Source organism: Pedobacter sp. Leaf194, assembly GCF_001423945.1.
In the GTDB taxonomy this organism is placed as follows: Bacteria; Bacteroidota; Bacteroidia; order Sphingobacteriales; family Sphingobacteriaceae; genus Pedobacter.
In genome coordinates this window covers 281,977-302,980 of the sequence record NZ_LMPU01000008.1, presented here as the reverse complement: position 1 = coordinate 302,980, position 21,004 = coordinate 281,977, and the positions used below count along the sequence as shown (strand labels likewise).

21 protein-coding genes are annotated in these 21,004 nt (G+C 38.6%); 11 read left to right on the top strand and 10 right to left on the bottom strand.

Annotation, left to right across the window (positions count from 1 at the left end; translation table 11 throughout):
- The first annotated feature begins 105 nt into the window (after positions 1-105).
- From ASG14_RS08970 to ASG14_RS08960, 3 genes are all read left to right on the top strand, one after another.
- Positions 106-372, top strand: a complete 267-nt coding sequence (locus ASG14_RS08970) for a hypothetical protein (RefSeq protein WP_056870718.1) — start codon at positions 106-108, stop codon at positions 370-372.
- 57 nt (positions 373-429) lie between these two features.
- Entirely contained in the window at positions 430-1,524 is a 1,095-nt protein-coding gene (dprA, locus tag ASG14_RS08965) for a DNA-processing protein DprA (RefSeq protein ID WP_056870717.1), read from the top strand.
- A 270-nt stretch (positions 1,525-1,794) separates the two neighbouring features.
- Positions 1,795-3,156: a pyridoxal-phosphate dependent enzyme gene (locus ASG14_RS08960; RefSeq protein WP_056870716.1), complete on the top strand. Its 1,362-nt coding sequence runs from the start codon at positions 1,795-1,797 to the stop codon at positions 3,154-3,156.
- 189 nt (positions 3,157-3,345) lie between these two features.
- Here ASG14_RS08960 and murA read toward each other — a convergent pair whose 3' ends face one another.
- The 6 genes from murA to ASG14_RS08930 all read right to left on the bottom strand — a co-directional run bounded on the left by murA (position 3,346) and on the right by ASG14_RS08930 (position 9,955).
- On the bottom strand, positions 3,346-4,671 hold the full coding sequence (gene murA, locus ASG14_RS08955; RefSeq protein ID WP_056870715.1) for a UDP-N-acetylglucosamine 1-carboxyvinyltransferase: 1,326 nt from the start codon (positions 4,669-4,671) through the stop codon (positions 3,346-3,348).
- Between the two features lie 181 nt (positions 4,672-4,852).
- Positions 4,853-5,545, bottom strand: coding sequence for a DUF4290 domain-containing protein (locus tag ASG14_RS08950; protein ID WP_056870714.1), 693 nt, complete (start codon positions 5,543-5,545; stop codon positions 4,853-4,855).
- Between the two features lie 381 nt (positions 5,546-5,926).
- Complete coding sequence (locus tag ASG14_RS08945; RefSeq protein WP_056870713.1) at positions 5,927-6,424, bottom strand: histidine phosphatase family protein; 498 nt, start codon at positions 6,422-6,424, stop codon at positions 5,927-5,929.
- Positions 6,417-7,448, bottom strand: a complete 1,032-nt coding sequence (locus ASG14_RS08940) for a glycosyltransferase family 9 protein (RefSeq protein WP_056870712.1) — start codon at positions 7,446-7,448, stop codon at positions 6,417-6,419. The genes ASG14_RS08945 and ASG14_RS08940 overlap by 8 nt, the downstream gene beginning before the upstream one ends.
- A gap of 75 nt (positions 7,449-7,523) precedes the next feature.
- Positions 7,524-8,126: a DUF4254 domain-containing protein gene (locus ASG14_RS08935; protein WP_056870711.1), complete on the bottom strand. Its 603-nt coding sequence runs from the start codon at positions 8,124-8,126 to the stop codon at positions 7,524-7,526.
- A gap of 143 nt (positions 8,127-8,269) precedes the next feature.
- Positions 8,270-9,955, bottom strand: a complete 1,686-nt coding sequence (locus tag ASG14_RS08930; RefSeq protein ID WP_056870969.1) for a DNA polymerase/3'-5' exonuclease PolX — start codon at positions 9,953-9,955, stop codon at positions 8,270-8,272.
- 95 nt (positions 9,956-10,050) lie between these two features.
- On the opposite strand from ASG14_RS08930, the gene ASG14_RS08925 reads away from it, so the two are divergent.
- Positions 10,051-10,674 (top strand): hypothetical protein, encoded by a 624-nt coding sequence (locus ASG14_RS08925; protein WP_157274885.1) that lies wholly within the window; start codon positions 10,051-10,053, stop codon positions 10,672-10,674.
- A gap of 45 nt (positions 10,675-10,719) precedes the next feature.
- Here the strand turns inward: ASG14_RS08925 and sppA are convergent, their stop codons facing one another.
- The gene (sppA, locus tag ASG14_RS08920) at positions 10,720-12,486 is read right to left on the bottom strand and encodes a signal peptide peptidase SppA (RefSeq protein WP_056870709.1); all 1,767 of its coding nucleotides are present in this window, start codon (positions 12,484-12,486) and stop codon (positions 10,720-10,722) included.
- Between the two features lie 50 nt (positions 12,487-12,536).
- On the opposite strand from sppA, the gene folK reads away from it, so the two are divergent.
- A complete protein-coding gene (gene folK, locus ASG14_RS08915) occupies positions 12,537-13,031 on the top strand; it encodes a 2-amino-4-hydroxy-6-hydroxymethyldihydropteridine diphosphokinase (RefSeq protein WP_056870708.1) in 495 nt (164 codons plus the stop codon).
- 16 nt (positions 13,032-13,047) lie between these two features.
- Entirely contained in the window at positions 13,048-13,428 is a 381-nt protein-coding gene (locus ASG14_RS08910) for an Hpt domain-containing protein (RefSeq protein ID WP_056870707.1), read from the top strand.
- Between the two features lies 1 nt (position 13,429).
- Here the strand turns inward: ASG14_RS08910 and pssA are convergent, their stop codons facing one another.
- Both pssA and rho read right to left on the bottom strand, forming a co-directional pair.
- Complete coding sequence (gene pssA, locus ASG14_RS08905) at positions 13,430-14,122, bottom strand: CDP-diacylglycerol--serine O-phosphatidyltransferase (RefSeq protein ID WP_056870706.1); 693 nt, start codon at positions 14,120-14,122, stop codon at positions 13,430-13,432.
- Between the two features lie 117 nt (positions 14,123-14,239).
- Positions 14,240-15,964, bottom strand: a complete 1,725-nt coding sequence (rho, locus tag ASG14_RS08900; protein ID WP_056870705.1) for a transcription termination factor Rho — start codon at positions 15,962-15,964, stop codon at positions 14,240-14,242.
- Between the two features lie 420 nt (positions 15,965-16,384).
- On the opposite strand from rho, the gene pyrF reads away from it, so the two are divergent.
- From pyrF to ASG14_RS08875, 5 genes are all read left to right on the top strand, one after another.
- Entirely contained in the window at positions 16,385-17,215 is an 831-nt protein-coding gene (pyrF, locus tag ASG14_RS08895; protein ID WP_056870704.1) for an orotidine-5'-phosphate decarboxylase, read from the top strand.
- Between the two features lie 129 nt (positions 17,216-17,344).
- Entirely contained in the window at positions 17,345-18,247 is a 903-nt protein-coding gene (locus ASG14_RS08890; RefSeq protein WP_056870703.1) for a DMT family transporter, read from the top strand.
- Between the two features lie 110 nt (positions 18,248-18,357).
- Positions 18,358-19,611 carry a DUF2851 family protein gene (locus tag ASG14_RS08885; RefSeq protein ID WP_369817226.1) on the top strand — a complete coding sequence of 418 codons (1,254 nt, stop codon included), beginning with the start codon at positions 18,358-18,360 and terminating at the stop codon, positions 19,609-19,611.
- Between the two features lie 45 nt (positions 19,612-19,656).
- Positions 19,657-19,872: a hypothetical protein gene (locus ASG14_RS08880; protein WP_056870702.1), complete on the top strand. Its 216-nt coding sequence runs from the start codon at positions 19,657-19,659 to the stop codon at positions 19,870-19,872.
- Between the two features lie 115 nt (positions 19,873-19,987).
- Positions 19,988-20,206 carry a PspC family transcriptional regulator gene (locus ASG14_RS08875; protein WP_056870701.1) on the top strand — a complete coding sequence of 73 codons (219 nt, stop codon included), beginning with the start codon at positions 19,988-19,990 and terminating at the stop codon, positions 20,204-20,206.
- Positions 20,207-20,256: 50 nt separating this feature from the next.
- On the opposite strand, the gene ASG14_RS08870 is transcribed toward ASG14_RS08875, so the two are convergent.
- A complete protein-coding gene (locus tag ASG14_RS08870) occupies positions 20,257-20,910 on the bottom strand; it encodes an ankyrin repeat domain-containing protein (RefSeq protein ID WP_056870700.1) in 654 nt (217 codons plus the stop codon).
- Positions 20,911-21,004 lie beyond the last annotated feature (94 nt).

Sequence of the window (21,004 nt, the reverse complement as noted above, 5' to 3'; positions counted from 1 at the left end):
CTACCGGCTTTTTTTATGTCAGTATTTTACAAAATCTGTTCTGTGAGTTGTTTTTTTTCTAAAATTTCGATAAGCTTGTTTAACATTAATCGTTAAAGAGATATCATGCCAATAGAAATTGTCGAAAAGGAACATATAAGCTACTTAAATATTATCAACGCAAAGGAAGACCATAGTTTAGAACTCAGAACAAAACTTGATGAAGCCCAACGACTTGGAAACGAATTCAAGGCTAAAGCAGTGATCACTTTTAACACTACAATTGGCCCAAAACGTGTTGACACGACTGTATGGGCGGTTACAGAAAAGTACATTCAACTCAAAAATAATATCCATATTCCAATTACTAGTTTAATAGATATCGATTTTTAGGTTGCGTTTTTAAGGAAATAAATCATCCCGAATTTATTAACCTTAGCCTAAAATTTGATGAGTACGCTCCATAAAATTGCCTTAACTTTCATAAAATCTGTTGGTCCGGTAAGTGCCAAAAACCTGCTGGCTTATTGCGGCAGTGCAGAAGCCATTTTTTCTGCCACCAGAAAGCAGTTACTACAAATCCCTGGCATTGGGGAAAAAACTGTTGAGGCCATTTTAAAAACCGATGCCTTAAAAAGGGCCGGGGAGGAACTTTTATTTGTCGAAAAACATGGAATAGACGTCCTTTTCTTTTCTGATGAGCAATATCCAAAGCGCCTGAAGAATTGTTTCGATTCGCCAATACTTCTTTATTTCAACGGGGAAGCAGATTTGAACCGCCAGCGCATTATTAGCATCGTCGGAACCAGGAATGCGACGGAATATGGCCGGAATCTTTGTAAACAACTTTGCCAGGTTTTAGCGCCATACAACGTTTTAATTGTTAGTGGCTTAGCTTACGGTATTGATGTTGCTACGCATAAAGAATGTATCGCGAATGATATTACCACAGTTGGTGTTCTGGGGCACGGACTGGATAGATTGTATCCTCAGGTTCACAAGCCGGTTTCCCAAAAAATGGTTTTAAATGGAGGGCTCCTTTCAGAATTTCCAACACTAACCAACCCCGACAGGCAGAACTTCCCCCAACGAAACCGCATTATTGCTGGCATTGCTGATGCCACAATTGTTGTTGAAGCATCTATTAAGGGTGGCGCCCTGATTACTGCAGAGATTGCAAATTCTTACAACAAAGATGTTTACGCTTTTCCTGGCCGAACAAATGATGTATTTTCTGAAGGCTGCAATTTCTTGATTAAGACTAACCGTGCGGGACTTATCAATAATGCTAACGACTTGATTTATTATTTGGGGTGGGATGATGAGGTGAAAGAAAAAAAGAAGCATAGTCAAACTACATTACAAATAAATTTAACAACTAATGAACAGAAAGTGGTTGAGGCACTACAGAAAGGACAACTTGCGATTGATGAGCTTGCAGTTGAGATAAATGTTCAGCAAAGTAAATTGGCAATTGTTATTTTAACTTTAGAAATGCAGGGCATTATCGTTTCGTTGCCCGGCAAGGTTTATAAGCTTGCGTAGCATTTTTTCAACTTTGACAGGCCATAACTCTTTCGGTCTAAACTTGGATTTTCCATCTATGGTGTTTTGACATATCTAGATAAACTCAGCTAAAAGCGCTGTGATATCAGCAACTTCAAAAAGATCGCTGCACACCCAATTATCAATCTATAAGCCCTATCATTTTGATAGATTAAGGAATATAATTCTAAATATTTATAATATATAAAATTTTGTTTCGAATAAAATATTGATTATAAAATAGTTAATGCCTTTGCGTAATTTTGCATCATGTGGTACAATAATATTTTAGAAACCATTGGTAATACACCATTGGTAAAATTAAATACAATTACGAAAGGCGTTCCGGGCACAATCCTGGCAAAGATAGAAACAACTAATCCCGGAAATTCAATTAAAGACCGTATGGCGGTTAAAATGATTGAAGATGCCGAGCGTAGTGGTAAGTTAAAACCGGGCGGAACCATTATCGAAGGCACATCTGGCAATACCGGCATGGGCTTAGCGATGGCTGCAATTATTAAAGGCTACAAATGTATTTTCACTACAACTGATAAGCAATCGAAGGAGAAAGTTGATGCGTTACGTGCTTTTGGCGCTGAGGTTATTGTTTGCCCAACAAATGTTGAGCCTGAAGACCCAAGGTCGTATTATTCTGTATCTTCCCGTTTAGAACGTGAAGTTCCGAACTCCTGGAAACCAAATCAATATGACAATTTAGCCAACACTGCCGCACATTATGAGCAAACCGGACCTGAAATTTGGGAACAAACTGAAGGGAAAATTACACACCTGGTTGTTGGCGTTGGTACCGGCGGCACAATTTCCGGAACAGGGAAATACCTAAAAGAGAAAAATCCAAACATACAGGTTTGGGGAATTGATACTTATGGTTCAGTGTTTAAAAAGTACAAAGAAACAGGTATTTTTGATAAAGACGAGATTTATCCTTACATCACCGAAGGTATTGGCGAAGATTTTTTGCCAGCCAATGTGAATTTTGATGTAATTGATTTGTTTGAAAAAGTGACTGATAAAGATGCCGCTTTAATGACCCGGGATATCGCCCGTAAGGAAGGCATTTTCGTTGGTAACTCTGCCGGAGCAGCAATTGGTGGCCTTATACAGTTGAAAGACAAATTAAAGCCTGATGATGTTGTTGTGGTTATTTTTCACGACCATGGTAGCCGTTACATGGGCAAAATGTACAATGAAGATTGGTTACGCGAACGTGGTTTTTTACAGGATGAAAAGCTTACTGCAAAATCAATCTTAGCTAAAAAAGAAAGCACCGAAATTGTAACCCTTGATAATACCAAAACTGTTTTGGAGGCGATAAACACCATTAAGTCGATGAACATTTCGCAAATTCCAGTAACCCAACAAGGCATGATTGTGGGTAAAATTGCCGAAAGCGATATTCTCTCTGCCTTACTGGAAAACCCGGGATTAAAATCGGCGCCAATTTCTGAAATTATGACCGCTACTTTTCCTTTCGTTGATTTGAATACATCGATTGATAAAATTTCATCACTAATCAATAAAGAAAACTCAGCAGTTTTGGTTGAAGATGAAACAGGAAAAATTGAGATTATTACTCAGTACGATATTATAAATGCAATATCGGGTTAGAGATTTCTAACACATTCGACATTGCGAGGTACTAAGCATGCGCTGGCCTTTCATAATAGCGAATGTTTCAAGATTCCTTCCTGACTAGCAATGGTGAGGATTTAAACTAAAAAACGCCCGAGAATTACCCGGGCGTTTTTTGCATTATACTTTTTTGCTTTAATCTTTAATCTTTAGCCTTTTACCTTCTTAATGGCTAGGTGCATCTGCATTTACACGCTTAATTTGCGCTCCTAATGCACGTAAACGCGTATCAATATCTTGATAGCCACGCTCAATTTGTTCAATGTTATAAATTGTAGATTTACCTTCGGCAGAAAGTGCTGCAATGAGCAACGAAACGCCTGCCCTGATGTCGGGTGAGGTCATGCTGATCCCGCGAAGCTTATATTTTTTATCAATTCCGTTAACGGTGGCGCGGTGTGGGTCGCAAAGAATAATTTGTGCACCCATATCAATTAATTTATCAACGAAGAATAATCGGCTTTCGAACATTTTCTGATGAATTAAAACGTTTCCTTTTGCTTGAGTAGCCACAACCAAAACAATGCTCAATAAATCAGGTGTAAAGCCCGGCCAAGGCGAATCAGCAATTGTTAAAATCGAACCATCAATAAAAGTATCAATTTCATAATGCTTTTGCGAAGGAACATAAATATCATCTCCTCTGCGTTCGAGCTTAATGCCCAACTTTTTAAAAACCTCAGGAATTACCCCAAGTTCATCGTAGCAAACATTTTTAATTGTAATTTCAGATTCTGTCATCGCTGCCATACCAATGAAAGAGCCAATCTCAATCATATCAGGCAACATGCGGTGTTCGGTTCCACCCAAAACCGTAACGCCCTCTATAGTGAGCAAATTAGATCCGATTCCGGAGATTTTTGCACCCATGCGGTTAAGCATTTTGCAAAGTTGCTGCAGGTACGGCTCGCATGCGGCGTTGTAAATAGTTGTGGTTCCTTTAGCCAAAACAGCAGCCATTACGATATTTGCTGTTCCGGTTACCGATGCCTCGTCTAGAAGGATATAAGCACCCTGAAGGTTCGTTGCATCAACGTTAAAAAAGGCTTTTTTGCTATCATAAACAAATTTGGCACCGAGTTTTTCAAAACCAATAAAATGCGTATCTAATCTTCTGCGGCCAATTTTGTCACCTCCGGGTTTAGGAATTGCCGCTTTTCCGAAGCGGGCAAGAAGTGGACCAACAATCATTATCGAACCTCGTAAACCACCACCTTTAGCTTTGAAAGTATCAGATTCGAAGAAGTTTAAATCAATGTTTTTTGCTTCGAATGTATAGGTGTCTTTGTTAATACGTTCAACTGTAACGCCCAAATCGCCAAGCAATTCAATCAGTTTATTAACATCTTTAATGTCAGGTATGTTGCTGATTGTTATTTTTTCTTCAGTAAGCAAAACTGCCGAAAGAATCTGTAAAGCTTCGTTCTTGGCGCCTTGAGGAGTAATTTCGCCCTTTAATTTAATTCCGCCTGTTATTTCAAATGCGTTCATATATTTTTTTGTATTGGTGGATAGGATCAAGTTATAATATCAAATATTAAGTATCAAAAAAAGAGAATCAAGTATCAAATACTGGTAATTAGTGTAAGCGAAGGTGTTCAAGATTAGGTTTTAAACCAACTTATATCAACTCAGCTCTAAAACTTTTCAGCCTTATCCGATGATTTTCAATTTAATATTTTGGTTTATTATTGTTATTTCGTCCGCGGTTATTGTTGTTATTATTGTTTTGACGGTTTTTGCCTCCGTTACTGTTATTGTTGTTATTGCGGCCCCGGCTATTGTTATTACTGCTCTGACGAGGATTTTGGGCTCTAAATTCAACTTTAGCCAAATTTACACCTTCATCAAGTGATAGCAAACCACCAGAAAGATATTTCAAGTCTTTAATAATCGTATCATCGCTCACATTGTCCTTATTCCAGGTTACGTAGGCCATTTTCATGAAGTTTGCAATACCCTGAACCATCGATTTCTTATGCTCTGGATTTTCCTCCCGCATCGCCTTTTCAATTAAATTTTCAACCGTTTTACCATAATGTTTATAGGTAATTCGTTGTTGAGGATAGGGTAGTGGCTCTGGTTTTTTAAAGGCGTTTTCGGGCAAAGGCTTCGGGTAAGGGCTTTCCACATCAATCTGATATCCAGAAATAATGTGTAAATGGTCCCAAAGTTTATGCTTAAAATCTGCAACATCACGTAAATGTGGCTGCAAAAATCCCATCAGGTCAATAACCGCCTGGGCGTATTTATTACGTTCTTCAATGGTCGGCAATTCGCAAATATACTTCACCATGTTTTGAACATTGCGGCCATATTCAGACAAAATCAAATGGCTACGCGTAGTATTATAATCAAAATTCATGTACAGATAATTTAATGGAAAATCTTCCGGCGATACGAATTATGAAATAACCAAAGGAGATTAGGTTATGAATTCACCGAAATGTCTATTGCCGGACTTTCGTTATGTAAAGTTCAAATATAGTTAAAATTACGATTTTAGGGTTACGATTTTAGATTTTATTTGGAAATGAAGGGTTGGTGGTTCTTTTGGTTTTTCAGCCCTGCTTTACATTACAAGCCCAATGAAAAATTGGGGCTTTTCATTCCAATCAGGTTTATCTAAGAAAGGGATGTACATTTTTGGAATCTAAGCGCAGAGAAAAACCTTTAAAAACTGAAAAGAATTTCTCCACTTCGGTCGAAATGACGATTTATTCTTCGGTGTTTCCGTGCCATAACCTTAAATTTCATCGCTATTTTTTGGATAATCGAAAAAAACCATTTCGCCGGTTCCCCTGCTCACCATCTTCCACGAATCAAAAGGGAAAGACATCAGTACCATTCCTGCTGTAGGGATATTGTAAAGTTCCGCATCGCTTAATTCGTTGGCCAAATCAGTAAAGCCCGGGTTGTGTCCAAACATGATTACAGTTTCGGCATCATCATCTAAATCGTTTATAACTTTCAAAAGCGCAGTGGTATTTGCCTCGTAAATTAATTCCTCATATCGAATGTTATCGAATTGATAAGCCTCAGCGAAAAACTTCGCGGTAGATTTTGCTCGCTTAGCCGGGCTACTTACCATCAAATCGAATTTAAAGCCCCGGTTTAGTAAACGCTCTGCCATTTCAGGCGCATTTTCCAAACCACGTTTGTTAAGCGGCCTGTCGAAATCCCTTAAGTTTGCGTCGCCCCAATCCGATTTTCCGTGACGAACCAATAATAACTGCTTAGCCATTTAGTTTCTCTTTAATTTTATTTACAATCGTTTCCGGATTAATCAAATCCATACAGGCTTCAACACCACACATACATGGTTTGTTTCCATAAATAGAATTTGGCCTGTTTGGATGGTCAATTTGTATACAATCGCTTTCGAGCTGTCCGTAGCCCAAAAAACCAGCATAAGGATGAGTTGGCCCCCAAACAGAAATGACAGGAACACCAACCAACGAAGCCATGTGCATACCTGAAGAGTCCATGCTTAACATTAAATCCAGGTTAGAAATGATTGCCAACTCTTCGGTTAAGTTATAATTTCCTATTAAATTATACGTGTCTGCATAAATTTTGGCCCATTGTTCAGCAATTGCCGTTTCTGTTTTTCCACCTCCAAAAATTAGCAGCTCATATCCTAAAGAAGCTAACATAGATATCACTTTCTCCATTTTTTCTAAAGGATATACTTTAAAAATGTGCTGTGCGAAAGGGGAGATGCCCAGTTTCTTTTTCGTTTCATCCTTAAATAAGTACTCAGCTTCTATCGGTAATTTCTTCGGCTTTTTTTTAAGCTTATGGCTCAGATTAACCTCAAAACCTAACTTTCGAAAAACATCGGCATAACGTTCTACAGTTTTACGCAAAGGTTTAAAAGCTTTATTTTTTGATCGTGTCAGGGCTTTCTTTTCTGCTCTGCCTTTATCAATTCGCCTAATTTTGATTCCTGCTAAGCGAAAGAAGGTAGAAATTATCCGGCTCCGCAAATTATCATGTAAATCAGCAATTGCGGTTGGTTTAAACTCTTGAAGTTCTCGGTAAATTTTGTACAGGCCGGCAATTCCTTTGTGCATGGCATTTGGGTAAATGGCATGGAAGGTTAGGTTTTCAATGCCCTCGAAAAATGGTTTGAAGGCATCTCGACTAACCATAACAAGTTCTACAGATGGGTTTTGTGCAGAAAATTCCTTTAAAACAGTCGCCACCATTGCCACATCGCCCATAGCCGAAAAACGTAAAACGATAATTTTTTCTGTTGATGACATGTTTTATTTATGCTTACTTGCGTAGCAAATTGTTTTATGAGGAATTGCCCTTTCGCCGCAATAATAACGCTGTAACTAAACTTTGTTATACAAAACCGGATTTAAGCTCGGGTCGTTATACATTTTCATTTGCTTATACACTTTCATGTATTTTTTGCCGGCCTCAATATCAGCCAGCAATTCATTTATACTGGTGGATAAGTCATCGCGTTGCGATAATAAAATATCGAGTTTGGTTTGGCATTGCTGGCGGTGTTCAGGCGATGCGCTTTCCCGCTCAGCCTCTTCATGCATGTGGTAAATTTTCAAAGCCAAAATCGATAGCCTGTCTATTGCCCATGCCGGACTTTCCGTATTTATTTTCGCATCCGGTAAAGGCACAATTCCTTGGTAAAGATTAAGGAAATAGCCGTCGATGAATTCTACCATATCCGTACGAACCTGGTTCTGAGCATCGATACGTCTCTTCCAGCTCAGTCCCTCAACCGGGTCTATTTGTGGATTGCGAACTACATCTTCCATGTGCCATTGAGCGGTATCAATCCAGTTTTTAAGGTAAAAAAGATGCTCCAAACTTTCGGCAGCGTAGGGGTTTTCTACGGGATGGTCGATTTCATCAAACTGATGATAATCTGCAATTACTTGATTAAATATGCGGTTGGCAATTTCACTTATCATGGGGCAAAGTTAGTTTTTTACTACAGATTTTCGCAGAGGGATGCAGAATTCGCCAGAACACATTCTTTGATGGCCCATGTCTTCGTTCATCATCTTAAAAAGCTGTTATCTTTAAAAAAAGTATTGTCGTGGTCTTAAGATAGTTAACGCAAAGCGATACTCTTTTTTTCGAAATGTTCGGTTATTTCTACTAGAGAGCATGCGTTTAAACATTTGGTAGCGCTTAACCCTCCTTTTCGGGCAACTAATATTCCATAACGCGTGTCATGGAAACCGTCTGTCCGGTGCGCATCAGGATTTACGGAAAGCAAAACGCCCTTTTCCAAGGCGTAGCGATGCCAGCGCCAATCTAAATCCAAACGAAGTGGGTTTGCATTAATTTCTATAACCACATTATTTGCAGCGCAGGCATCTATTACCTTTCTGTAATCGATGGGGTAGCCTGCACGACTCAACAATAAGCGGCCGGTTGGGTGACCTAAAATCGTTGTGTAAGGATTTTCTATTGCTTTTATTAACCGCGTTGTTGCTTTCAATTCATCCATTCGTAAATTACTGTGGACGGATGCAACCACAAAGTCGAAAGTTTTCAGCACGTCAGCCGAATAGTCTAGAGAACCATCACTTAAAATATCGCTTTCAATTCCTTTAAATATTTTGAAGGGCGCTAGTTTGTTATTTAGCTCGTCAATTTCCTGATGTTGCCCAAAAACCCTTTGTTCGTTTAACCCTTTTGCATAAACCGCAGTTTTTGAATGGTCGCAGATGCCAAAATATTCCAGGTTCAGAACGTCTTTACAATAAACAGCCATTTGTTCGAGGGTATGAACACCATCGCTCCAGGTAGAATGGTTATGTAAACTGCCTTTCAAATCTTCGTAGGTGATTAATGTTGGCAGTTTATTCGTTTTCGCCAGCTCAATTTCGTCTAGTCCCTCCCTTAACTCGGGCTCAATGAACGCTAAGCCAGCTGCGCTGTAAATAGCCTCTTCGCTTGCAAAACTACCCTGGCCGGCCAATTTTAGCACTTCCTCTACATGTTCATTATTGCCTGTTTGTTTAAACCATTCCAAATAGAAAGCGGCTTCATCCACCACGAAAATCTTGATTCTTAAGCCTGTATTGGTTGTCGTAATCAACGCATCTTCGCCAACGATTAATGAAAGCGGCTCAAAAGAAGTTAGTTTGTTTTTAACGTCCGATGCATTTTCAGCGCCTATCACAAACTCCAGTTCATCGATAATCTCACAGGCACGCCTGTACTGTCCGGCGAAAGCTAAAAGCGGTTGTTGTTCAGTTTTGTTTAACCATTCAGAAATCTGAGCATATAACATATCTGCAAAAGCCTCAACCTGTGCATAAAGAAACCTTCCGTTTGCCGCCAGTTTAAACTCAATCGCATTTTTAATTTCTTCCTGGGTTTTTAAGCCAAAACCTTTAGCTTCGATTAGTCGGTTTTCATTACAGGCATAATAAAGTTCTCCAATGCTTTCAATGCCAAGTGTTCGCCAAATAATAAATATCTTTTTCGGGCCAATTCCCTTAATGCCAAGCATTTCTACCACACCATCTGGTGTTTTATTAATATTATCATTTAGTTCCGTAAGTTCACCGGTTTCCAGTAACTCAACAATTTTGGCTGCCAAACTTTTACCAATTCCATCAATCTTATCAATTTCATCATTCGGTTTGTCTTTTAATGCAAATGGTAATTTATCAATTTTGAAATATGCGTTTGCTATCGATTTGATTTTGAAAGGATTTTCTTCATGCAATTCCATTAACTGCGATAAGAGGCGTAAAGTACGGGCGATGGTTTTATTCTCCATAAGCTGTAAAATTATAAAATAAAGCGCTAAAACTTTGAGGAACATTGTTTTTTCAAACAGAATTTATCAAAGCTTGTTGAGTAGGTATGAATTCTATGAAAATCGCCATCCTGCTCTTAAGCACCAGTTTAGTTGCTTGCCAGTCGTCTCAAAATTCTCAACACAAAAGTGATTCCGTAGCGAGCATTGAATCTGGCCCAGGTAAAATCGTTGATTCCCGTTTTCTCATCGTTCCCGGGCGTTCGGTGGGCGACATTTCATTGGGCGAAGATGTGGAAATAGTGGGTAAAATGCTCGGAAAGCCGGACGTTAGCGATGCGGCAATGGGAAAGGCCTGGGGAATTTGGTATCGTACTGATTCTTCAATTAAACAAAAAGAAGAAATAGCAATTTATTCGGCTTACCGTGATACAAGCATGCGTGTCAAAGCTGTTAAACAAATCAGAATTACATCTGCTGAATATAAAACCCAGGATGGTTATCGGATTGGAATGGCAGAATCGGAAACAAAACAAACGTTCCCAGGGATGGAGAAGGTTTCCGCTTATTTAAACGAACAAAAAGACACAGTAACGGTTTTCGATTCTAAACAGGATGGAATTGGCATCGAGTTTCTGAGCGGCAAGAGTGTTGCCCTCACCGTTCATCCAGCAAACCAACCGATTAACGCTACGTATTTAACTTTGCACCCGGAGTGGAAGGCATTAAAGCAAAAGTAAAATAGATGATGATATTGCTTTCATCATCTATTTTACATTCAATCGCTATTTTATAACTGCCTCAAAAGGCATTCTGGCCTGGATGCCTGAACTTGCAATAACTTTTTTCATCTGTTGGTATAACATAAAATTATCGCCAAGCTCTTGTTTTGTATAGTAAGTTTTTATTCTGTCTGTGCTTTCTTCCAGCAACGATTTCAGTGGGTCGATAACGTCTGGGTATTCCACAACTTTATAGTCTCTAAGCTTCGCTTTTTTGGCTGCAGATTTAATGGCATCATTAAAACTTCCTATTCTATCAGCCAAACCGATTTGAACTGCGTCGGTGCCAATCCAAACGTGGCCACCGCCGATACTGTCGATGTAACTCTTGCTTTTCTTTCTTCCATCCGCAACGCGGCTAACAAAACCACTGTAGATTCTATTTAATTCGTTTTGAATAATAAATCTTTCTCCCTCCGTCATCGGGCGGTTAGTTGCCATAATATCTGCATACTTACCGGTTTTCACACCATCGAAAGTAATTCCTAATTTGTTGGTCATAAGATTCTGAAAGTTTGGAATGATGCCAAACACACCGATTGAACCTGTAATTGTATTTGGTTGAACAAAAATACTATCAGCAGCACAGCCGATGTAGTAACCGCCAGACGCAGCAACATCCCCGAAAGACGCAATTACCGGCTTTTCTTTCTTGGTTAAAACGATCTCTCTCCAAATTACGTCTGATGCCAGGGCGCTGCCGCCCGGCGAGTTTACGCGTAAAACAATCGCCTTGATGTCATCATCCAAACGGGCTTTGCGAATGGCTCTCGAGATTCGTTCTGAGCCAATTTGATTATCAGAACCTTCGCCGCCGGTAATTTCGCCATTAGCGTAAATTACTGCAACTTTATCTTTGCCAGAACCAGTGGCACTGTTATTCTTCGCATAATCGTTAACAGACACAGAACTTATGTTTTGCTTCTTGGTTTTACCGGATATCGCCTTCAGCTCCTCAAGAATTTCATCCTTATATTTAAGTCCATCAATCATCTTAAAATTTACAGCATCTTTTGGTTCCCTGATTTTGTAATTATCAGCAATGCTGTACAAACTATCTTTCTGAATGTCGCGGGTTTGGCCGATATCTGTTAAAAAAGTATTGTACAAACCACCAACATAAGCTGTAACCTGTTTACGATTATAATCGCTCATTTTATCCAAAATGTAAGGCTCTACTGCACTTTTGTAATTGCCAACGCGAATTACCTGCATCTCTACGCCAACTTTTTCAAGCGTTCCTTTAAAGAATGTAAGTTCAGAGCTAAACCCTTTAAACTCCAGCGCACCTTCAGGATTTAAATAAACTTTATCTGCAGCCGAAGCCAGATAATAAGCTCCCTGGGTATAAACTTCGCTGTAAGCCAATATTTTTTTATGAGATTTTTTGAAGTCGATTAATGCATTCCGAACTTCCCTCATGGTAGCAAAGCCTGCATTGGGGCTGCTAACACTTAAGTAAATGCACTTGATATTGTCGTCGGTTTTTGCACGTTGTATCGATTTTAAAAGGTCGTTTAATCCAATACCATCTTTTTCTTCGCCACCAACTATGGGTAAATTTCCGAAGGGATTTTTAGGTGTGCGCTCGGTTATTGGCTGATCCAGATTTAAAAACAGCACCGAATTTGCGCCAACGGTAACCGTTTTGTCGTCATCAATGGAAGAGATAGCTGCAGCAATGATTACAAAGCAGATGAAAAATACCACAATTATGGATAGGAAAAATCCTAACATTGAAGCAAATAAATACTTAAAAAATTCTCTCATTTAAATGTTTTAATTTTGTGCCGTAAAGATATAAAAATACGAGGCTTAATATGGCATTAGAGTACACAATTGCATATTTGTTACTAGGCGGAAATTTGGGCAACCGACAGGAAAATCTGGCCCTTGCCTTAAGGTTGTTAAATAGCGAGGCGGGCGAACTGACTGCGGTATCATCCATTTATGAAACAGCAGCCTGGGGCAAGGAAGACCAGCCCGATTTTCTAAATCAGGCGGTTGCCTTAAAAACAAATTTAAGTGCCTTGATGCTTTTGAATGTGGCATTAGAAATTGAGGAAAAACTTGGTAGAATCAGAAAAGAGAAGTGGGGCGAACGGTTAATAGATATCGACTTAATCTTGTTTGGAGATGAAATTATTAATATTGAAGGAAAACTTCAGGTGCCTCATCCAGAGATGCAAAACCGTAAATTCGTTATGAAACCACTTGCTGAAATTGCGCCTGAGGTAATGCATCCTGTTTTAAAGCAAACGATTTTACAAATTGCTGAAAATATTTCTGATACTTTGGAGGTAAACAAATTGTAAATACCTAAGTTTGGGTATGCAAGATAACAGAGATAATCATCCCTTAGATTTATCCTATCTTACAGAAATAGTAGGTCATGATCCTGAATTTATGATCGAAGTTTTTGAAACCTTCACAGAACAGACGCCGTTTTACATGGCAGAACTTGAAGATGCCTTAGCTAAAAAAGACTGGAAAAGGGTAGCGGAGTGCGCCCACAAAATAAAGCCCACATTTACTTACGTTGGTCGTGGAGATGTGAAAGATTTTGTTCAATTGATAGAAAATGGAGCTCGGAAACAAGAAAATCTACCGCATGTAGCTGAACAAATTGCGAGTTTGAACTCATTGATAGACAAGATCTATCAGCAGATTGAAAGAACTATCGTAGAGGTGAAACTGAAATACAAGTTGTGACTTAATTTGCTACTTCTTTGTTTTCGCCCCGGAAGTGAAGGATTGACAAACCGATATAGAGTACCAATATTAATGGGATTGCAGCAAACTTCAACACGCCGATTAAAACTGCCGACAGTAGCAGGAATAAGAACTTAATTTTGTTTTTACGCCAGCTAAAATCGCTGAACTTTAAGGAAAATATTTTTATTTCGCTGATTAGCAGGAAACTGGTAAGTGCCACAATCGCGATAAGTAAAATCGTTGAGCCGATAACGTGAGGATAATCGACTGCAATAAAAGGCAATGAGCAGATAAAAAGTGTGTTCATTGGCGTGTTTAAGCCAATAAAATCTTCAGTTTGCCGCACATCATTATTAAATTTTGCTAAACGTAAGGCAGAAAATACGGTGACTATGAATCCTAAGTAAGGCAGGTATTCAGAAGAATAATCGCTTGTTTTAAGCAGCTGAAACATAACCACGCCTGGTAAACAACCAAAACTTACCATGTCGGCCAGAGAGTCTAAATCTTTGCCGATTGCTGATTTTACATTTAAAAGCCGGGCAACCATTCCATCAAAAAAATCAAAAATGCCTGAGATAACAACGAAATATGCTGCAATCTGTAAATCACCCTTAAATGCAAAAACGATTCCGATGCAGCCAGAAAAAAGGTTTGCACAGGTAATCGAATTAGGGATATGCCTTTTCATAAAATTTATGGTGTGTGGTTAAGGTAAAGTTCTGCAAAATTAAACCGTAAGTGTGTAAAGCTGAAGTTGTCCGATACGGAAACCTTCAGCCTTACATCTTTTACCTTTAGCCTTATTCTAGCTATTCATCGAAATTAAAAATTCTTCGTTGCTCTTAGTGCCTTTTATTTGTGCCTGTACAAATTCCATTGCTTCCTGGCTGTTCATGTCGGCCAAATGGTTACGTAAAATCCAAACCCGCTGTAAAATATCTCTGTCCAGTAACAAATCATCGCGGCGTGTGCTCGATGCTGTAATATCGATTGCAGGGAAAATACGTTTGTTCGATAATTTACGGTCTAACTGTAACTCCATGTTACCGGTACCTTTAAATTCTTCGAAGATAACTTCATCCATTTTAGAACCGGTATCGGTCAAAGCGGTTGCTAAAATGGTTAAAGATCCACCATTTTCAATATTACGGGCTGCACCGAAGAAACGCTTTGGTTTGTGTAATGCGTTGGCATCAACACCACCCGATAGAATTTTACCAGATGCCGGCGCAGTTGTATTGTAAGCACGGGCCAAACGGGTAATAGAATCCAGGAGAATTACCACATCATGTCCGCTTTCTACCAAGCGCTTGGATTTTTCCAAAACAATATTGGCTATTTTTACGTGGCGCTCGGCCGGCTCATCAAATGTAGATGCAATAACTTCTGCTCTTACACTGCGGGCCATATCGGTAACCTCTTCAGGGCGTTCATCAATTAAAAGAATAATTAAGTAAACTTCCGGATGGTTTTTAGCGATTGCGTTTGCAACTTCCTTCAAGAGGTTAGTTTTACCCGTTTTAGGTTGTGCAACAATTAATCCACGCTGACCTTTACCAATCGGTGTAAATAAATCCATTATACGGGTAGAATAGTTGCTGTTATCCGTAAATAAATTTAATTTTTCGGTCGGGAAAAGTGGTGTTAAGTAATCGAAAGGAACCCTGTCGCGAACTTCAGCAGGAATGCGGCCATTAATGGTTTCTACGCGAACCAAAGGAAAGTATTTTTCGCCTTCTTTTGGCGGGCGAATGCTTCCCTTTACGGTGTCGCCGGTTTTTAAACCGAAAAGTTTTATCTGCGACTGAGATACATAAATATCGTCAGGAGAGGTTAAATAATTGTAATCTGCAGAGCGGAGAAAACCATAACCATCAGGCATAATTTCTAAAACGCCTTCGTTTGTAATTACATTATCGAAATCCAGATTGGAGTAGCTGTTTTCATTTTTATGATGGTTGCCACCTCCAGGTTGTTTCTGCTGGCGATTATCATCGCGTTGTCCCTTTTCCTGTTTTTCTCTTTGTTCTTGTTTTTGTTTCGGAGCAGCTGGAATTACTTCTGCTGATTCCTCTATCAATGCAGAAATTGGCTTACTGCCGCCATCTTCCGATTCAATAATTCTGTCTGGCTGCCTTTCTGGTTGTTGCTGGTGTTGCGGCTCATCAAATAGAGTTACCGATTCTCTTTTTCTTTCAATCGGAGCGGAGGCTTCATCTTTACTTAGCCTAACTCTTTTTTTAGCCGGTTTTTCTGATGTTGCGGCAGCAGGAGCAGCTGATGCAGCAACTTTTGGTGTTTTTTCGGCCTTTGCCGTTTTGGTTTTTGCAACAGGTGCAACTGCAACTGGCTCAGGTTCGCTATATGGGTCGGCACCCGACTTAGCTGCGTTTATTATTTCTTGCTGGTGTAACAGTACTTCAACAAGGTCTATTTTTCTAAGGGATTCGGCACCTTCAATGCCATAAGATTTTGCAAGTTCACGTAATTCTGGTGTGAGCTTATCATTTAATTCTGTTTTGCTAAACATTCTAAATATATATGTTTCAAGAAATTTTTCATTTGTTTATAACAGACGTTTTCTGCTACAAATCTGCACAGGCCTAAATTTGTGTTTGCGTTGGCCCGGCGGTTTTATTTGTGTATAAATTCTTAAGGCTATAAAACAAATGAGTTATTCTTAGATGCACTCAAAATGGTTTCATAATTGTTTACGAGCTGAATAAAAACGATAAATCGCTTTCAAAAAATGGTAACAAAAAACAAGTCTTGATAAATTTTTTCTGGGATATTCAGATAAACGGTTGAGAAATTATGTTGCAATTGTATGTATTTGAAACGTAATCCGCAAGAAAAAGTTTAAATTGTTTATAAAAAAGATAAATGTGAACATATTTTTGTTGGTCAAAAGCACTTAAAAACCTCATATTTGCAGCAAATAAGGCCTTATATGACTAAGCAACAACTTTTTGAGCAGATACAAAAAAAACGTTCATTTTTATGTGTCGGACTTGATTCTTCGCTGGATAAAATTCCTCAGCACCTGCTCAAATACGAAAATCCAATTCTCGAATTTAATAAACAAATTATTGATGCTACGAAAGATTTATGTGTTGCTTACAAACCAAACACTGCTTTTTACGAGTGTTATGGCAAAAAAGGCTGGGAAACTTTAATTGAAACCTGGAAGTATATTCCCGAGAACATTTTTTCCATCGCAGATGCTAAGCGAGGCGATATTGGCAACACCTCGGCCATGTATGCCGAAACGTTTTTTAATGAAAAGTCGTCAGAAATGAGTTTCGACTCGGTTACGGTTGCACCTTACATGGGCAGCGATTCGGTTACACCATTCTTAAATTTTAGCAATAAATGGGTAATTCTACTCGCTTTAACCTCAAATCCAGGTCATGCTGATTTCCAGATGCAAGAAATAGGTGGCGAGAAACTTTTTGAGCAAGTACTTAAAACATCGCAACAATGGGCTACAGATGAGCAGATGATGTATGTTGTGGGCGCAACGCGTGGCTCTGCCTTTGCCGATGTGCGTAAATTTGCTCCAAACCATTTTTTGTTGGTTCCGGGTGTTGGTGCCCAGGGTGGCGATTTGCAGGAAGTCTGCAAGTTTGGCCTGAATTCGCAATGCGGCTTGCTTGTAAATTCATCTCGAGGAATTATTTATGCAAGCAAGGGAGAGGATTTTGCAGAGCGGGCCAGGGAAGAGGCTTTGAAGTTGCAACAAGAAATGGCGCAAATATTAGTTCAAGCAAGCTTAGTTTAGTCGGAGATTTCGAATTTACCAGTTAAAGTTAGCGACAATACTTCTTAACGCCATCAAAGCTGTAGGTGAGCTGAAAATAAAATGCCGTTCTGTTAATTTGTGTTTTCTGAATAAAACTTCCAACCAACCATGAATACCAAAGTAGACTTAAAACTTATATTTGCTTTAACCGGTGTTGCTTTAATTTGGGGCACAACCTATTTGGGCATTCGTGTTGCCGTAGAAAGTATTCCGGCTTGGTACGTAACCGCTATCCGTCAAACCGTTGCATCTATAATTATTCTTGTTATTTTGATAAAACAAAAAGAGCTAAAGTGGATTGGCTGGAATAGTTTTAAAAGACAAATTCTACTTTCAATTTTGATGGTTGTTATTGCCAACGGAATGACGACCGTTGCAGAAAAAACAATCCCAAGCGGGCTAACATCCTTGATAAACGCAACTTCGCCGCTACTCGTTTTTCTCGGTTGTGTTTTTCTTGGCATCCAAAAGCCAACACTGAAAGGTTTTATTGGCGTTTTTATCGGTTTTCTAGGTATTGTATTCATTTTTCGAGATGGAATTAGCGATTTACTTGAGCCGGGCTACCGAAACGGAATTTTATCATTAGTAATTGCAGTTTCGGGGTGGACAATCGGAACAATTTATTCTAAAAAACATAGCGGAAAGCCTCAGTACATATTTCTAAATCTATTCTATCAATTCGTTTTCTCAGCGATAGTCCAGTTTGGATTGGCGCTTGTTTTTTCTGGCGAAGCCGATACAAGCAAATGGAAGCCAGAAAGCATATTTGCTGCGGTTTACCTCGCGATATTTGGTTCGGTTTTGGGCTATTTCTGTTACCATTATGCATTAAAAAAAGTTTCGGCTTCAGAAGTTTCCATCCTTACTTATTTTAATACAATTATTGCAATATTTCTGGGTTGGTTAATTTTGAAGGAACACGTTGGTATCGATTTAATTGTCGCAACAATTTTAATTATCGCCGGCGTATTCATCACCAATTATAAAAAGAAAGCAGAAGTGGTATAATTCTATCGGTTGATTCAGTCAAGATTTCACATACTGGAAGCATCTTCATAAAACCTTTAGGAATATTTTCTATATTCAGGAATGTATATTTCTGAAGATTTTCTTCATTACTGTGGCAGTTCAGGTCGTTCGATAACAACAGCTTAAAAACTGTTGAGGGCGAAAACCTGACAATCATTCAGCAAGGTTTTCTGAATAAAAATGCGGGTCCGGATTTTTGCAATGGTAAAATTTTACTTGAAACCACAATTTGGGCGGGTAACATAGAAATTCACATCAAATCATCAGATTGGTTAAAGCATAATCACCAAGCCGACGCCAGCTATGAAAATGTAATTCTGCATGTAGTTTATGATAACGATGTTGAGATTAAAAGAAGAGATGGCTCTGTTTTACCAGTACTCGAATTAAAAAACCGTATCGCGGAAACGTTGATTCAGAAATATGAGAAGCTGTTCATCAATCTGAATGATTTTCCTTGTATTGCGCAAATCCAACACGTCGATAAAATATTTATCGATGCTTGGTTATCCCGAACACTAATTGAAAGATTTGAACAAAAAAGCTATGCCGTAATCGAAACATTAAATGAATTAAATGGAAACTGGGACGAAACATTCTATCGTTTTCTGGCCCGTAACTTTGGTTTCAAGGTAAACGCACTACCTTTCGAACTCCTTGCAAAAGCCGTTCCGCAACAAATTTACGGAAAGCATAAAGATAATGTATTACAGATTGAAGCCCTTGTTTTTGGTTCGGCCGGTTTTTTAAAAGATGAGTTAAAGGATGAATATCCAGCGAAATTAAAAAAGGAGTTTCAGTTTTTACAACAGAAATATAACATACAAGCAATAGATGTTTCGCTGTGGAAATTTTTGCGAATGCGGCCACAAAATTTTCCAACGATGCGTTTAGCGCAATTTGCGGCATTAATTGTAAAGGCAAATCATTTGTTTTCAAAAGTGATGGAAATCAGTAACATATCAGAGCTCAGAGCCTTATTTGAAAATTTACCGGTTAACGATTATTGGAAAAAGCATTACCATTTTAGAAAAGACGCAGTGGTTGTCAGCAACCAGCCTGGTAAACCATCGGTAGATAATATTTTGTTAAACACGGTTGCGCTTTTCTTATTTGCATACGGCAAGAATACTGGAACGCAATTTTACGTTAGCAGGGCGATAAAATTGTTGGAAAGCTTACCGCCAGAGGAAAATGCAATTGCCGACAAGTTTACTTCAGCAGGTGTAAAAATTGATAATGCTTTTGCATCTCAGGGAATTTTACAGTTAAAAAAACAGTATTGCGATGCGAAAAAATGTTTATCTTGTGGTATTGGCATCAAAATTTTGAGGCAAACCTAATTGCTAATTTGTCAAACTTTCTACCTTTTATTCGGTTTTGTCAATATGGAATTTCCACACGAACTTAGAGAACTTTACCCCGATAAAATTATCGAAGTAAGAGGCAATGCAGATGCGCTTACCGTGATATTAAACAATAACGTAGATATTGAAAAGTTTAAGGATGAGCTTAAGAAAAAGTTTACGGGCTTAGCAGACCAGCAGCTTCTTTTCATCAAACATGAGGACAGACAAGATTTTGAAAAGTTGGTGCTCGAGTAACGAATTGCTATTCGTTTGAACATTAACCAAAAAATTTTGTTAAATTAGTATTGGTAAATTAAAAGGATTTAATCCTCCAATTTATCACTTAAGATAAAAACCTAAAAAGATAACGATGTTCCAACGAATAATAACCTATTTTGAGCAGCAGAGTTTCGGTGTATCTACTTACCTGGCGAGCAAGCTTAACATGAGCACAGCCAAGGTTCGTTTGTTTTTTATTTATTCTTCATTTCTCGCTGTAGGTTTCCCGATACTGTTTTATTTTCTTGCCGCCGTTGTTCTGGACATCAGAACATATATGAAAAAAATCAGGCTGAGAATTTGGGAATAATTCTAACTGTAAAGTATTAAACTTCTCATTAAAAATTTTTGAATACAACACTAATCTACCCTCAAAATTTCTGCAATTTCCAGAAAACCTTTTTCTTCAGCCAAATCTGCTGGCAATTTTCCGCCCTCCATACGTAAGCTTACCTCTGCGCCATGTTCTAAAAGCAAAATTATTAATTCGATATTACCAAGTTGTGCTGCGGTATGTAATGGTGCCAAACCCGCTTTCTGGCAAACATTTGGATAGGCGCCGCTATCTAAAAGCATTTTGGTGATGTTTATATTATTTGCAGCAACAGCCGAATGTATCGGAAAAACATTGAATCCGTTTCTGGAGGCTAAATTAACATCTGCACCTTTAAGCACTAAGAATCTGGCCAGCTCTTCATGTCCGAAATAACAGGCCAGTCCTAATGGTGTAAAGCCATCATCAGAAAATTTATTAATGTCGTCAGGGTTTTGAAAAATAAGTAATGTAGCGGTGTCAAACTTTCCAACGGCACAAGCTTCAAACAAAGTTATACTGTCGCAGAACTCAGCTATTAAATTGGCAATATCCGGTCTTTTATAGTAGCAAGCCAATAATAAAGGTGAAACATTATGTGAAGTCTCAGTACCTGCCAAAGCAGGGCTGTTTATCAAAATTGTTTTTACTGCCTCTAAATTTCCTGCCTCAATCTGTTCTTCGAGTTGCGCTGTACTCATAGTATTGATTTGTTTTCAAATATTCGTTTTAAATTAACAAAAAAAATATGGAGTGTGAAACTTCAGGTCTAAATATATCTTTTCAGGGTATATT